The 15,562-nt window shown below is 36.3% G+C and carries 16 protein-coding genes; 9 read left to right on the top strand and 7 right to left on the bottom strand.

What is annotated here, in order from left to right; genetic code table 11:
* Positions 1 to 25: 25 nt before the first annotated feature.
* The 7 genes from ODR02_RS12020 to ODR02_RS11990 all read right to left on the bottom strand — a co-directional run bounded on the left by ODR02_RS12020 (position 26) and on the right by ODR02_RS11990 (position 5,810).
* Positions 26 to 256, bottom strand: a complete 231-nt coding sequence (locus ODR02_RS12020; protein WP_105681040.1) for a hypothetical protein — start codon at positions 254 to 256, stop codon at positions 26 to 28.
* Between the two features lie 62 nt (positions 257 to 318).
* Positions 319 to 1,368: a DUF6263 family protein gene (locus ODR02_RS12015; RefSeq protein ID WP_209788327.1), complete on the bottom strand. Its 1,050-nt coding sequence runs from the start codon at positions 1,366 to 1,368 to the stop codon at positions 319 to 321.
* Positions 1,369 to 1,471: 103 nt separating this feature from the next.
* Complete coding sequence (locus tag ODR02_RS12010; RefSeq protein WP_309512582.1) at positions 1,472 to 2,503, bottom strand: serine hydrolase domain-containing protein; 1,032 nt, start codon at positions 2,501 to 2,503, stop codon at positions 1,472 to 1,474.
* A 3-nt stretch (positions 2,504 to 2,506) separates the two neighbouring features.
* Complete coding sequence (gene rlmB / locus ODR02_RS12005; protein WP_047434093.1) at positions 2,507 to 3,256, bottom strand: 23S rRNA (guanosine(2251)-2'-O)-methyltransferase RlmB; 750 nt, start codon at positions 3,254 to 3,256, stop codon at positions 2,507 to 2,509.
* 78 nt (positions 3,257 to 3,334) lie between these two features.
* Positions 3,335 to 3,727: a four helix bundle protein gene (locus ODR02_RS12000; RefSeq protein ID WP_309512649.1), complete on the bottom strand. Its 393-nt coding sequence runs from the start codon at positions 3,725 to 3,727 to the stop codon at positions 3,335 to 3,337.
* Positions 3,728 to 3,757: 30 nt separating this feature from the next.
* Complete coding sequence (locus tag ODR02_RS11995) at positions 3,758 to 4,228, bottom strand: DinB family protein (RefSeq protein WP_002977558.1); 471 nt, start codon at positions 4,226 to 4,228, stop codon at positions 3,758 to 3,760.
* A 247-nt stretch (positions 4,229 to 4,475) separates the two neighbouring features.
* Positions 4,476 to 5,810, bottom strand: coding sequence for a peptide-N-glycosidase F-related protein (locus ODR02_RS11990; RefSeq protein WP_309512581.1), 1,335 nt, complete (start codon positions 5,808 to 5,810; stop codon positions 4,476 to 4,478).
* A gap of 237 nt (positions 5,811 to 6,047) precedes the next feature.
* Between ODR02_RS11990 and ODR02_RS11985 the strand changes: the two genes are divergently transcribed.
* The 9 genes from ODR02_RS11985 (at position 6,048) to ODR02_RS11945 (ending at position 15,546) form a co-directional block, all read left to right on the top strand.
* Positions 6,048 to 7,355, top strand: coding sequence for a hypothetical protein (locus ODR02_RS11985; protein ID WP_309512580.1), 1,308 nt, complete (start codon positions 6,048 to 6,050; stop codon positions 7,353 to 7,355).
* Positions 7,356 to 7,631: 276 nt separating this feature from the next.
* Entirely contained in the window at positions 7,632 to 8,636 is a 1,005-nt protein-coding gene (locus ODR02_RS11980; protein WP_209788338.1) for an AAA family ATPase, read from the top strand.
* A complete protein-coding gene (locus ODR02_RS11975) occupies positions 8,636 to 9,094 on the top strand; it encodes a GNAT family N-acetyltransferase (protein ID WP_209788339.1) in 459 nt (152 codons plus the stop codon). The genes ODR02_RS11980 and ODR02_RS11975 overlap by 1 nt, the downstream gene beginning before the upstream one ends.
* Before the next feature lie 60 nt (positions 9,095 to 9,154).
* On the top strand, positions 9,155 to 10,018 hold the full coding sequence (locus tag ODR02_RS11970; protein ID WP_309512579.1) for a DUF58 domain-containing protein: 864 nt from the start codon (positions 9,155 to 9,157) through the stop codon (positions 10,016 to 10,018).
* Between the two features lie 57 nt (positions 10,019 to 10,075).
* Positions 10,076 to 10,972, top strand: a complete 897-nt coding sequence (locus tag ODR02_RS11965) for a BatD family protein (RefSeq protein WP_105681794.1) — start codon at positions 10,076 to 10,078, stop codon at positions 10,970 to 10,972.
* Positions 10,965 to 11,957: a VWA domain-containing protein gene (locus ODR02_RS11960; protein WP_209788345.1), complete on the top strand. Its 993-nt coding sequence runs from the start codon at positions 10,965 to 10,967 to the stop codon at positions 11,955 to 11,957. Before ODR02_RS11965 ends, ODR02_RS11960 begins: the two co-directional genes overlap by 8 nt.
* Complete coding sequence (locus tag ODR02_RS11955; protein ID WP_309512578.1) at positions 11,957 to 12,964, top strand: vWA domain-containing protein; 1,008 nt, start codon at positions 11,957 to 11,959, stop codon at positions 12,962 to 12,964. Before ODR02_RS11960 ends, ODR02_RS11955 begins: the two co-directional genes overlap by 1 nt.
* Before the next feature lie 99 nt (positions 12,965 to 13,063).
* On the top strand, positions 13,064 to 13,807 hold the full coding sequence (locus tag ODR02_RS11950) for a tetratricopeptide repeat protein (protein ID WP_209788353.1): 744 nt from the start codon (positions 13,064 to 13,066) through the stop codon (positions 13,805 to 13,807).
* Between the two features lie 23 nt (positions 13,808 to 13,830).
* Positions 13,831 to 15,546: a BatD family protein gene (locus ODR02_RS11945; RefSeq protein WP_309512577.1), complete on the top strand. Its 1,716-nt coding sequence runs from the start codon at positions 13,831 to 13,833 to the stop codon at positions 15,544 to 15,546.
* Positions 15,547 to 15,562: the final 16 nt, after the last annotated feature.

Raw genomic sequence — 15,562 nt, 5'->3', positions numbered from 1 at the left:
TATTATCTTTTATTTCTTGGAATGTTTACCTTTTGTCATTACTCTCTTTCACCTCTTCATAGTCTACAGTTTCTGCATCCCAGTTAAGGTTCTGTTTGTTATTCTTATTCGAGTCGTGTATGTCCTGCTGTTTATTATTCTGATTGTTATTGTTAAAACGATAGCTGTAAAAGGTCTTAAAGAAAATTCTTTTCAGAATGTTCCAGACAAAGAAAATAATAATAGCAGTGAGTACTAACTCAAGAATGTACTTCATAATTTTTTGTTTAAAGTTCAGGGTTTAAAGAGTAATCTTTAAACCCTGAATATTTATTCAAGTTATTTAGCAGAGGGGTTTACCATTACTGAAGAGTTGGAAACACTCTTCATAGACTGAGATTGTTTTCCATCGGAAATGGTTTCTATCTGAGTAGTCTTTACGTTGATATTCTGGTTGGTAATCCATCCTGTGTTTTCGTCAAACTTAATGGTTCCGCTCTGAACCAGTTCACTACTCAGGCTATGGGTAATAGGTCCTTGAGCTTTCTTCTCCGTTTTCTTAGGGATACCTCCTGTTACTGCAATTTCAGCAGCTCCGTTTCCTAAGCTTTTTACTACATAATTTGAAGTTACTTTTACACTTCCGCTTGGGTCTGCATTTTCAGAAGTTGACCACTTTTCTCCAATTTTCACTCCTTTTTTAGGAATAATCATCAGGTTTTTATGGAACTGATCTTTCAGTACTTTTTCATTGAATGATTGTTTAAGGCTTGCTACTACGCTAGCTTTTTCATTAGCATCTTTGATCAGTGTACCTACAGCATTTCCTACTTTTGTGTAAACAGCATCAAATCCTGTAATAGAAATTACATTCCCTTTTGTATCCATTTTCATCTGAAGCTTGTTTCCGGTAAGTGCTTTGTTGACATTCCAGATCATTTTAAGATCATCTTCTTTAGGAAGAGGAAGTTTGGTATCTACCACCACCGTTTTTCCCTGGGCAGACTGAGAACTTCTCTTAGCTACAAGATTAAGGGTCATTTCATATACATTTCCTTTAATATCATCCACTACAAAATTCATTTCGTCTGTAGATTCACTGGTTGCAGTGATTGATTTTCCCTGAGGATCTGTCATTGTTTTTACATCTCTCTGATACGTGGTAAGAGGATATGTTTTCCCTTTTTCAAGCTTGAAAGTCTGTGTAATAACTCCGGCAGAATCTTTGATTGCTGGGTTTTCTGTAACTTTTGCCACTGAATCGGCAGGAACTTCTACAGTTACTGTTTTTCCGGTTTTAGGGTCTACTTTCGTTATTTTTGCTGTCTCTTTTTTACAAGATACAAGAGCTATTGATGATATAAGCGCAAGCGCTGCAATGTTCTTCATTTGATTTTTTAACTTTATTTTTTACTACTATTTCTTAATAAATGATCTGCAATGTCATGCAGCTTCCCCTGAGATTCCGCATCCGATTCATTGGACAATATTACTATACCATATTTTTTGACGGATAAATCTGAAGTACGCTTGAAAAACCAAATGTACCTCCGGTATGATACACCGCTTGGGTGCCGTCTTCATAGGCGTGCAATCTCCAGTATAGCCCAATCGCATCTCCTTCACTTTTCACAAGAGGAGTATGAGATATCTTTACATACTTGTTGTTTTCATCCAGATGATAACGCATATATTTCACCAGATCCTCCGTGGTGGATATAATTCCGCCTGCAGGAGCAAAGATGGTACTGAAATTTCTGGGCATTACTTTTCCTTTTTCGCTATAACAAGTCAATAGCTGTGCAGAATTCGTACCAATAATGGTCTGATTCATTTTCAGTGGCGTTGTAATATACTTTGCAAGCAGGTCTCCATAGCTTTTATGATAGATTTTTTCAAGGATATCTCCTGAAATCTGTGTTCCTACATTGGAATATTTATAGTCTGTTCCCGGTACAAAATCCACTTTAGCCTGATGAAGATCCTCATAAAACTTCTTCTTTGAATAGTTTTTATAAAAATCCGACAGGGCCATCGCTACAGAATCCATCGGTTTTTTAAAGGTCTGAGACTGATCCGGCAGAAACTGTGGCAATCCTGATGAATGATTGGTAAGATTCCCAATCGTTATCGGGTGTCCTTCAAATTCAAGATTGGCATAATTCCCATCTAAATACTTACGGATATCATCATTCATTTTGATTTTACCATCTGCTAAAGCATGAGCCAGAAGTGTTCCGGTAAAAGTCTTGGTAATGGACGCAATTTCGTATAAACTTTTAGAGGTTGGAAGCTCTGCTTTTCCTATTTCTGTAGTTCCATAATTATAAAAATAACTTTTACCATCTTTAAAAACACCTATTGAAAGCCCTACCCTTGCAGGATCCTGCATATAAGCGAGCGCTTCTTTCTGAACCATTTTATCAAGCTCAGTGGTAAGGTGATTGTCTGTTGCTATTTTTTTTGCCTGCGCACTAAAAATAAGTGGGACAAAAAATAAGGGTAAAAGTGATTGTATTTTCATGGTTTATGGGTTGGGTATCACAGTCATTTTCTGTCTTACCGCCTCATACAAAATCGCTCCACATGCTACAGAAACATTCAGAGATTGAGTTTTTCCTTCAATAGGAAGTTTTATTTTTTCATCAGCATGATGCAATACTTCTTTAGAAATTCCGGTTTCTTCATTTCCCATCACAATAGCACATGGCTCTGTAAGGTTGACATCATAAATTAATTTCTGAGCTTTTTCACTGGCAGCATATACAGAAATTCCGCTTTGCTGAAGGAAATCCACAGCATGAGCAAGATTGTTTTCTTTACATATTTTAATATTGTAAATAGCACCTGCAGAGGTTTTTATAGCATCAGAATTAATAGGAGCAGCACCCTTTTCCGGAATGATTATAGCATCAACACCTACACATTCTGCTGTTCTGCAGATCGCTCCAAAATTTCTTACATCGGTAAGTCTGTCCAGAATCAGAAGAAAAGGAGTTTTTCCCTGTTCAAATAATTGTGGAACAATATCCTCCACTTTATGAAACGGTACATCCGAAATAAAGGCAACCACACCCTGGTGGTTTTTTCTTGTAAAGCGGTTCAGTTTTTCAACCGGCACATAATTGGGACGGATTTTATTTTTCGCTAAAATGGCTTTTAATTCAGCATAAATAGGACCTTGAAGTGCATTTTGCACAAAGACCTTGTCAATCGTTTTTCCCGCTTCAATTGCTTCAATCACGGGACGCAGCCCGAAAATAAAATCGTCTTTCATTGAGTTGTTAAAATTTTATGTTTAAGGTTCAATGTTCAATGTTTAAAATTCAAAGTTTAATGTTTAAAGTTTTGAAATTCAATTTTTGTACTTTGTTCCCTTTAAATCTGTTGTATTTAAATATTTTATAAAGGAGCTGATCTTTTTACTTAACGTTTCTGTCTGCTCCATTAATGTTTCAAATTTTTCCTGAGAAATAAAACTTCTGTCGAAAACCCGATACAATTGTGATCTGGTTTCTCCACAGGAAGCTTTCGCAATAGAAAGAAACTGTATAAATTCTCTATTGCCGTTTCTTTCAAATCCTTCAGCAATATTATCCATTACTGATCCTGAAAATCCATCGATTTGATTACAAAGTTTAAAATTATTTTTAAGGTTGGTAGATTCAATAATATCATAAATCTCATGACAAAGTTGTCGGGATAGCTTCCAGATCTCTAAATCCTCAAATTTATTAACTGTTCCTATAACCTTAAACTTTAAATCTTAAACTTTGAACTAATATTTCTCTCCTAAAATTGCTCTTTTCTGAGCCATCACGTATCCATAGTGAAGGCTTTCATGCATATTGTTGAAGATGATGGCATCCTGGATGCTTTTCAGATCCATCCCGAAACTTGTTGTGTAGGGCGTATAATCTGAGAAGAAATCACTGTCATAATCCTTCATTAAAATCTTTGAAGTTTCTGTAAGTAAAAACTCTAAATCTTCTACTTCTGATTTCTGAACATTTAAGTTGGGTAAAGTTCCTTTTTTATAGGTTTCAATCCAATATTTGTCAATACGGAAAGGATTTCCGCTCAGGTAATAGTGCAGCAGCTGCTGTGTGGCAACGGTATGTGCAATATTCCAGTAAATATTGTTGTTGAAACCATCCGGAATCAGAATTAAATCTTCATGAGATGTATTCTGAAGGATATCTAAAAGGTTCTTTCTTACCTGTCTGTGTGCTTGAAAATGATAATTCATTTTGCAAAATTTTTAATCACCAAAAATAGTTTAATAAACTGGAAATGACAATTTTTTTGGGTAGAGGATTAAAGTTAAAGTTTTTTAACTATTGGGAAAACGGATGGATTAAGATTATTTTTTAAACTGTTTTTAGTGATATAAGGATGTTTTTACGCTTATATTGAAAAGGTAACACATATAAAAACCCTCCCCAAAAAAGATTTGAAGAGGGTTTTATTATTGTGTTCAAAAGATCTACAGTTTATTATTTTTTGATGATTTTGTGTTTAAAGGTGGTTCCGTCTTTTAAAACAATACTTAAAAAATAAATTCCTGTGCTGTATGAGGAAAGATCTATCCTGTTCTCTTTGTATGTTTCTGCAAGTTTTCTTCCTTCTGCGTTGAAAATACTGATAGAATTAACTTCTACTTTTGATTTTATATTCACAAAATCAGAAGTAGGGTTGGGGTAAATATTCACATCAACCGTTCTGATATCTTTTACATTCAACGTTATATTGCTTTTTCCCTGCATATAAACTGATAACATGACATATCCCTGCTGTTGGTTGAAAACTGCCGTTGGAATTGTGTGTTTCAAAGTATGATTGCCTGCAGTTAAGTTGGGTAATGTAAATTCTCTGATGGGAACAGCATTTCCGGGACACCAGTTATTCCATGAGGTCCAGTCTGCGAAAGTTTTAGGTGTGGCTCCATAGATTCCGTTTCCTTGAGTATTGTATACACGGTACGGTTCACATGAAATACCTCCGGGAGTATAGGTGAGTACCTGTACGTCATCTATGTAGGTGTAGTTTTGTCTTCTGATATATTCTTCACCACCACTGTTCGCGCCATGAGGAGTAGAAATTACAAAGAAACGGGCATCGGTAACAGGGTTTGGTAGATTAAAAGTAACAATTCTAACAGTTTCTCCGGTAACATCAGTATTGTTATAGTTATTAAGGGTGCTATAACTTAATATGGGTACGATAGTGTTGCTATCGGTAGGAGTGGCTCCTGTATCCGTTGAGAAAAAGGTAAGAGTTCCCGAAAAAACATCAATTCTGCCTGAACAGCCTGAAACCTGGGTTTGAGCTGCATAGGGAACTCCAAAAACATCAAGTTCCATATACAGATCATAAGCATTTCGTAATGCTGTATCATGAAATATACTGTATAAATTGCTGACATCATAAGTGTAAGGAACTTCTGAAGGAGTTCTGTTTTTATTCATGAAAGGAGTAATATATCTGCCCACTTCAATTCTTTTGACATTAGGGTCATTGATGGTGTAGGTAGATTGGTTTTTAGGAACCATTGCTAAAAAGACTTCCCCAAGACGGTCATAATTATCACACAATGCTGCGATGGTTACCCGCATAGCGATCTTAGCCTTGAAAGCGTCTAACTCTGCATCAGTAAGTTTTCTCGTATATCTGGCATTATTCAGTCTGGTTAAACCTGCAGGTACAGGGTTGGATACCGTGGCAGCATAGCCATCATAGTATACTGCATCTGAAATTATATTGGTCATGGTCGTTTGGGCGAAAACGAGATGGGCAATGAAAAAACTGAAAAAGAATAGCTTTTTATACATATTATTGATGTTTAGTGTAAATGTATGAAATATGTATTAAAAATGGCTTTAATTTATTTTATTTTTATGGTATTGAGTGTTTTTATTGTTAAATGTTTGTTGTTTTTAATTTTGAATGTATTTTTTGTTTAAATAATTTCTTGGTGTTTAAATATATAATGAAATATGTTTTTTTTTGCTATTATGAAAGTATTTATTATTAAATTAGCATGGTATTATAAATAAATGTTATTAATAATGAAAAGAATTTTACTTTTGGCTTTATTTTTTGTAGTGACGGCGGTGAGCGCCCAGATCAATATCAATATTGGAAGTTCAAATGTAGGTGTCGCTCCTATAAGCAGTTTTTTTTCCTATTCCTATGTACAGCAAATCTATCCTAAACAGGAAGTAAATGCCAATGCAGCAGGAAATATCACAGGACTCACATTTTACGTGGATTCTTCATCAACGATTACTGAATCTTCTAACTGGACAGTATATCTCGGTCATACCTCGAAAACGGCTTTTGCCTCCGGTACAGACTGGATTCCTGCCGCACAACTTACGCAGGTATTCGCAGGAACTGTTACCAAAAACAATAATAAGGTTGAAATTATTTTTACAGCACCATTTGCTTATAATAATGTAGATAATCTGGTTATTGCCGCAAAAGAGAATTCTCCGAATATGGATATCAATACTTTTGATGAAGCTTTTCATGTCTATCCTCATATTCCCTATTCAACCCTGTATTATAAAGGTGACCGCGGAGTCGTAGATATTGCATCTCCTCCAGGAGGAATCAGAGCGGATTATAAATCGGCAGTTACCATTTCAGGTCTTACACCAAGCGCCGGGCCGGCATGTCCTTTTGTTGTTTATCCGGTAAATAATACTCAGAATATTTCTTTAACTCCCAATTTCAGCTGGCTTCCGGCTTCAGGGGCTACATCCTACAAAGTTTCGTTGGGAACAAGTTCAGGAAGTGCTGATATTATTAATCAGCAAACAGTTTCAGGAAATAGCTTTACCCCTTCCACAGTGCTTACAGCCGGAACCACTTATTATTTAAAAGTGACATCCGTTTCAGGAAGTACTGGATCTTCCGGGTGTTCAGAAATTGTTTTTAAAACTGTTCCTCCAATACCTGCAAATGATACGTGTACTGGAGCATTGCAGGCATCAGTATTTCCTTACACCTATACTCAGGATGATGCTGTATCTACAACAAATAATACAGGAAATATAAGCGTATGTACAAGTAATGGAGATACAGGAATGAATGATGGTACCTGGTTCAAATTCACAGGAGATGGCAGTCAGTTTACCATTAAAGTGACCATGCCTTCTGGCAGCAGCTATGATCCGCAGATAGGCGTTTATAGTGGCAGCTGCAGTAATCTGTCATGTACCGGAACTGTAGATGATGGTGGTGGAGGTACTGCGGAAACGCTTACTATTACCACGGTATCAGGAACAGAATATTTTATAAATGTCGGAGCGTATGAAGATACTACTGATGCTCCCGAAAATATATTTACCATTACAATAACCAAGCTTTAAAATTAGATAATATAGTTTCAGATTAAATATTAAGAAGATAAATTAAAATGTTGCAAAAGTGATTTTGTGACATTTTTTATGAATTATAATAAAATAAAGATATACCTTGATATAATTTGAATTCTGAATTTGTTTATACCTAAGAAATTCAGCGTTATAGCTTTAAATATCTCGTCAACACCGGATTTTTAACAAACTTTAACTCAAAAATGGCATTTATTATGTTGATTAATGCAAGTATTTATCAGAAATTTACCACTTATTTTAAATGAAGCTATGTCAGAGATATATCAAGCTGAAGATATCCGCCAATTGACGGAAAAAGTAAAGGAAAAAAACTACTTATTTTCTCTTCTGAGACAGGAAATCAACAAGGTTATTATTGGACAGGAATACATGATAGACCGTCTTTTGATAGGACTTTTGGGAAACGGTCACGTTCTTTTGGAAGGGGTGCCCGGGCTGGCTAAAACCTTAGCGATAAAAACACTTGCAGATGCTGTGCATGGAGAGTTTTCAAGGATTCAGTTTACACCGGATTTACTTCCTGCAGACGTAGTGGGAACTATGATCTATAATATCAAAGACAACGACTTTTCTATAAAAAAAGGACCTGTATTTGCCAACTTTGTATTGGCGGATGAGATCAACCGTGCGCCGGCAAAAGTGCAGTCAGCTCTTCTGGAAGTAATGCAGGAAAAACAGGTGACGATTGGTGATGAAACCATGAAGCTTCCAAAACCATTCCTGGTATTGGCAACACAAAACCCGATTGATCAGGAAGGAACTTATCTGTTGCCTGAAGCACAGAGCGATCGTTTTATGCTGAAGTGTACCATAGACTATCCTTCTTTTGAAGACGAAAGACAGGTGATGAGAATGGTTTCAACGTCACATCAGCCAACGGTGAATCCAGTGATTTCCCTTCAGGACATTGTAGACGCTAAAGAATTGATCAACCAGATTTATCTGGATGAAAAAATTGAAAAATATATCCTGGATATGGTGTTTGCAACCCGTTATCCGGAAAACTACGGTCTCTCTGAACTTAAAAATTATATTAGTTTCGGAGCTTCCCCAAGAGCATCCATTAACCTTGCTATTGCTTCAAGAGCATATGCGTTCTTAAAAGGAAGAGCATTTGTCATTCCGGAAGATGTAAAAGCACTGGCAAAAGATGTATTAAGACACAGAATGGGCTTAACATTTGAAGCAGAAGCAGAAGAGATTTCAACAGAAGAAATTATCAATAGAATTTTAGCAAAAATACAGGCGCCATAATGAGTGATGTGATCATAAGAAAAGCAGTTGTGGAGGATTGTGCTTCCATGCTGAACCTAATTAAAGAACTGGCAGAATATGAAAAAGCGTTGCATGAAGTAACAGTGACGCTGGATGAATTTATTCAGGATGGTTTTGGTTCTTCTCCTGTTTGGGGAGCTTTTGTTGCGGAATATAATGCTGAGATTGTTGGAATATCGTTGTATTACGACAGATATTCGACATGGAAAGGAAGAAGGCTGTATCTTGAAGATCTTGTAGTAACGGAAAGGTTGAGAGGAAAGCAGATCGGAAAGAAATTATTTGATGCCACATTGGAGCATGGAAAATCAAATAACTATAGTGGAATGGTATTTCAGGTATTGAACTGGAATGAGCCAGCCATCAATTTTTATAAAAAATACAATACAAAGTTTGATAATGAGTGGTCGAATGTTTCTATTGAGTTAAAAGATTAACCCCAAAACCATATTTCACATTCAACATTAAACTTTGAATTTTAAACCTTGAACTCGTTTATGCAGATAAAAGATATTGTAAAAAAAGTAAAGCAGATTGAAATCCGTACCAGAAAAAAGACGGAAGCTACTTTAATGGGGCAATATCACAGTGCCTTCAAAGGGCAGGGAATGACTTTTTCGGAAGTACGCCCCTATCAGTTTGGAGATGAGATCAGAAGAATAGACTGGAATAAAACAGCCCGCTTCCGTGAGCCGTTTGTAAAAGTAATGGAAGAAGAAAGAGAATTGACGATGATGATTCTCGTTGATATTTCCGCTTCCATGGATTATGGTACGAAGGTCCAGTTGAAAAGAGAATATGTAGCCGAAATTGCAGCAAGTTTAGGATTTTCGGCAGCCGGAAATAATGATAAGGTAGGATTGATCCTGTTTGCAGATAAAGTATACAAGGTAATCCCTCCTCAAAAAGGAAGAAAACACATTCTATCCATTATCAGTAATATTCTGACTGCAGACTATATTCCTGCAGAGTCTAAAATAGATAAGGCTATGGAATATATGATGGGTATTTTTAAAAGAAAATCGCTGGTTTTTCTGTTCTCAGATTTTGAAGATGAATATGATTCTAAAATGTTGAGAGTAGCTTCAAAGAAACATCAACTGCTGGGAATGAGGATTTATGATGAAAAGGATAATGAAATTCCTGACGTAGGATATGCCCGTCTGCTTGATGTGGAAACCGGAAAAGAAATATGGGCCAATACTTCCAGCGCAAGGTGGCGGTATACCTTTGCGGAAGCGCAAAAACAAAAGTTGAGAACGCTGGAAGAAGACTTTACCAACAGCTCTGCCAGTTTTATGAATATTAATACCGGCTCAGATTATTCAAAATTATTGTATAATTACTTTCAGAAAAAATAACACCGGGCTTTGCTCGTACTAAAAAACATGAGGCGTTTTGCCTTTATTATTTTAACATTGAGAAAAATACTTTTAATATTATCTTTTCTGATCTGTGCAAATGCTTTTTCACAGATATTATCCTCTAACGTAGAAAAGAAAACCCTTGCTCTGGGAGAAACCAATCATATTACCATAAAGATTGATAATCTTAATGAACAGCAGGTAACTTCGGCACCCAAAAATGAGCTTCTCCCGTTTCATTTTGAAGAAACTAAAGACAGTATAGGGCAGAATGCCAATACCTATGAGAGAAAGATAGAATTTGCAGTTTTTGAGGAAGGAAAATTTACCATTCCGGAACTGGAATTCAAAGTGGGAGATAAAATCCTTAAAACAATTCCTTACGAAATAGATGTCATTAATACAGCTCAAAAAGCAGATCAGATTAATGATATCATGAATAATAAGCAGGTGAAACTTGAAGCGAAAGATTATTGGGAACTTTATAAGTTTTATATCCTTGCAGCATTGGCCGGTATTGCACTGGTTATTGCCATTATTATGTTCGTAAAATGGGGTAGAAAATCAAAAAATTCTCCAGTAGTAGCGACCAATCAGACGTTGAAAGAACTGGACTCTCTTAAAAAGAAAAAATATATTGAAGGAGGAAATTTCCGCTCGTTTTATGTGGAACTGATTGATATTTCCAGAACCTTCATTACGAAACAATACCACCTTCCGGCAGATGTACTTCTTACTGATGATCTTATAGATGTTATGAAAAAAAATAATACCATCTCGCAGGATAACGAAAAAATAGTAGAGGATGTATTCCTTAGAGGTGATCTGGTAAAATTTGCCAAAACATTCCCTGATCAGGAAACAATGGAAAGAGATTTTGCCAATATCAGGGATTTTGTGAAAAGATCATCCAAAGATTTAGAATTCGAAAATTTAAGAAAGGATGTTTAATTTTGAGTTTTACAGTCCGTGGTTCTTATTGCTTTTTCTATTGTTTATCCCACTTTTCATTAAAGATGCAGGGAGAGGCAAAAGAAAAGGTATAAAAGTTCCTACCATAAAAAATATGGATCATAGCGGAGGGATTCAGGGCGTACTTTTTTTACTTAAAATTTCAAAGTATATCATTCTTTCGGCTTTGATCATTGCTATGGCCAGACCGAGAACATTCACGGTTTCACAGGACAGAGATGATACAAAGGGAGTGGATATAATGTTATCTATTGATGTTTCTTTAAGTATGCTCGCCAAGGATCTTAGTCCGGACAGAATTACAGCGTTGAAAGATATTGCTGTAAAATTTGTCCAGAAACGTCCTAATGACAGGATAGGTGTAGTAGCATATGCTGCAGAAGCCTTTACTAAAGTTCCGGTTACTTCAGACCATCAGGTTGTTATAGATGAAATTAAAAACCTTAATTCTGCAGGTCTTGAACCGGGAACAGCAATCGGGGAAGGACTTTCCGTTGCAGTGAATCATTTGATTAAAAGTAAAGCCAAAAGTAAAGTGGTGATCCTGATGACAGATGGAGTGAGCAATATTCAGAATGCGATTCCTCCACAGTTAGCCGCAGAATTGGCAAAAAATAATAATATAAAGGTATATTCAATCGGAATAGGAACCAATGGTTATGCTCTGATGCCAACATCACAGGACATCTTTGGAGACCTTATCTTTACTGAAACAGAGGTTGCTATCGATGAAAATACCTTAAGAGAAATTGCACAGACTACAGGAGGAAAGTATTTCAGAGCTACCTCAAACAGCAGTCTTGAAGAAGTATATGATGAGATTAATCAACTGGAAAAGTCTGATGTGAAAGTTTCCAAGCTGTACAATTATGAAGAATATTTTAAGATATTCCTGTGGATTGCTTTAGGAATGTTGTTGTTGGACGCACTGTTGAGATGGGTGTTTTATAAAATTTTAAGCTGATGAGTTGGTCTTTAGGAAATTATTGGTATTTATTTTTACTGTTGCTTCTGCCGCTGTTAGCTTCTTTTTTGATCCGTTTTTTAAAATGGAGAAGCCAGAAAAGAGAAATTTTTGCTGCCAGCCAGTTTCACGAAAACTTATTTGAAAAAAGATCAGGATTTACAAAGTTTTTCCCTGCACTATATTTATTGGGAACCTTATTTCTGATATTCTCTATCATCGACCTGCTGAACGGTTCAGAAGAGGTGAAGAGCACCCAGAAACTGAATAATGTGATCTTTATGCTGGATGTATCCAATTCTATGAATGCCGAAGATATCGATCCAAGCCGTCTTACAGAAGCGAAGAATCTGATGCTGGCCACCATGAAGAAAATGAATAATGACAAGGTTGGGATTGTTATTTTTGCCGGAAATGCAATGTCTATCATGCCTCTGACAACGGATTATAATTCTGCAGAAACCTATATCAGCGGTATTGAAACAAGCTCTATGCAAATTCAGGGAACGGATTTTCTGAAAGCAATGCAGGCTGCTGCTGAAAAATTTAAAAATGTAAGCAAAGGATCCAGAAAAGTGATTCTTCTGAGTGACGGTGAAGATAATGAAGGAAATGATAATGCTGCCATCAGATTAGCTAATAAAGAAGGAATAAGCATTACTTCTGTAGGAGTGGGTACGGATGAAGGCGCTCCGGTTCCGGAGTATGTTTTTGGACAGCTTATGGGCTACAAGACTGATGTAAACGGAGGAACAGTGATCTCAAAGAGACAGACGGAAGCTTTAAAGAAAATGGCCGGATCTACGGACGGAACTTATATTGATGGCAATAATATCAATGAAGCTCCGGACAGAATTGTAGATGCTGTCAATAAAAAGTCTGCAGGGGCTGAAACCTTGGTGAAATCACAGAATGCCAATCATTATTATCAATATTTCCTTGCGGTATCTATTCTGTTTTTCTTTTTAATTTATATTTTTAATCCTAAAAAAGATTTTAATGTGTAGATTTCCCTTATTTATAGAAGAAATTCTACAAGTACTTTAACCGAATTTTAACAAATAAAACTCTGTTTCTTAACATATAAAGGAATAATTTTGCAAGTGATGAATACTAAAATCATATTTTTATCGTTTATTGTTGCCATCTCGTTCTCAGGCTTCCTGTTTGGGCAGGAAAGCTATAAGAATTTAGTGTATGAAGGCAATCAGAAATTTGACGGTAAAGATTATGACGGAGCCTCCTCAAAATACATGGAAGCGATGAAATCCAATGATAAAGATTTTACTGCTCACTATAATATGGGGAATGCATTGTATAAAAGTAAAAAATACGAAGATGCAAAGGCCGAATTTGAAAAAGCGGAAAAACTTTCACAAACACTTCCTGATAAGGCTGCAGCCCTTCATAATTTAGGGAATGCTTATATGCAGATGAACCAGCCGGAAAAAGCTGCTGATTATTATAAAAAAGCCCTGAAACAGGATCCTTACAGTGAGGTAACCAGAAAGAACTATGAGATTGCCAAACTGAAAGAGAAAGAAAAACAACAGCAAAAAAAAGAACAAAATAATTCAGGAAAAGGCGGCGGCGGAGATGATCAGAACAAAGGTGATGATCAGAAAGGCGACAAAGACAAAAAACAGGATCAGGGTAACGGCCCACAAAACGAAGGTAAAAGTGACCAGGGTGACAATCCTAAGCAGAATCAAAATAATGAAGGCAGAATGCCAAAGAATCTTGAAAATGCGATCTTAGATAAAATCAACGAAAAAGAAAAAGAAACCGCCAGAAGAATTTTAAACAAAAATTCTTATTCGATGCCTGAAAGCAACGAGAAAGATTGGTGATGCAGCAAAAATTGATTTACATATTGCTTACTCTAGCATCCGTAATTACTTACGGACAGGTAAATCTTTCTATGGATGCAGATAAATCTGAATATGCAGGTAAGGATATTATCAATCTGACCATTGTTCTTGAACTTAACGGAAGTGATCTCGTACAGCAGACAGGTTTTCAGCTTCCGGATCTTTCAAAATTTAATATTATAGGAAGCGGATCCGTTACCAATACTGTTATTGATCCGGCTACCAATACTTTAATTACCCAAAAAGTTTCCAGAATTGCCCTTGAGCCTAAGAAAAAAGGGAAAATAAAAATCGGATCTGTTCTGGTTACCGTAAACAACAGAATCTACAAAACAGAACCTTTTGATGTCAGCATCCGCGATATTGTTGACAAAAGATCACTGGCTGCCAATACCTCCAATGATGTTTTTCTGAACATGGAGATTGAGGACAGGGATGTGTATCAGGATCAGCCCACAGTAGCTGTTCTGAGAGTGTATTCTAGAAATATGGATAACCTGAGAAAGGTGAAAAATATCCATCTTCCGCAACAGGATAATATCAATGTGCATCCTATCAATTTTGATAAGTCTGAGATTGATCCGTCCGGATATGCAAACATGCCTTCACAGGTACTGGCCATGTTTATGGTATTTCCGAATGAAGCAGGCTATGTGGAAGTTCCCGGAGTATCGGCTTCTGTAAGTACTTATTCCAATAAAACTAAAATTGTTTCCAATAAAGTAAAAATTAATGTAAGAAAGCTTCCTGAGGGAGCTCCTGAATGCTTTAAAAACGCTGTTGGAAACTTTAATGTCAACGTATATAACGCTTCCAAAGAAAAACCGGAAGCTAAAAAGCCTCTGAATGTGGTAGTAAAAGTTTCAGGAGAAGGTAACTTGTCTGATATGGAACTTCCTAAAATTGCCGCCTCTCCGGATTATGAAATTTTTGCTCCGAAGATTACCTCTAACGTTGCTCCGGGAACTGCAGGAATGAAAGGCGAAATTCTGGCTAATTATGTGATTATCCCTAAAAAATCAGGTGCTATTTCCATTAAAACAGAACAATTCGCTTTCTTTGATCCTGCCAGTAAAGAATATGTAGATCTTGGACAGAAGACCTTGGATCTGAATGCCTTCTCTCACGATCAGATTATGGAGGCCCGTTCTACTGTAGAAAAGGTAAATGAATACACCAATAACCTTCTGGAGACCGTAAATACTCCGGTGTTAAAAACAACTTCATTTAAAGTAAAAGAAAAAAGTAAATTCCACTGGAATATTCTTCTCATCAATATTGCTATTCTGATAAGCTTATTTGTGGCGTATATGCTATTTAAAAATTGGCAAAAAAAACGTACATTAGTTAGGGAAACTGTACCGTCAAAACCTTTAGGTTCAGTGGCTGAAACAGAAAAAGAGATCAGAGAATTGATGAAAACGGATGTGAATGATTATTTCGGATATCTGGAAAACCTTAAAGATAATGGTGAGTATGAAAAGTTCTTTGTAACGCTGGAAGAATTGGATGAAGAAGTAAGAAGTCAGTATTTCCAAGGCTCTGCTTCCGAGTTTAAGACTTTTCTTGAAAAGCACAAAGGCGCTTCAGTAGCAGAAGAATACAGCAAACTGCAGCAAAAGGTTCAGATCGAAAAATACCATCCTGTGAAATCTGCTGAAGCTCTTGAAGAACTTTTGAAAACAATTGTTAATTTATATTCACAAATTAGCAAATAATCAGTTTATTTTCATA

It is taken from the genome of Chryseobacterium sp. CFS2, from assembly GCF_036543225.1.
Taxonomy (GTDB): Bacteria; Bacteroidota; Bacteroidia; order Flavobacteriales; family Weeksellaceae; genus Chryseobacterium; species Chryseobacterium culicis_A.
This window is presented reverse-complemented; position numbering and strand designations above follow the sequence as displayed.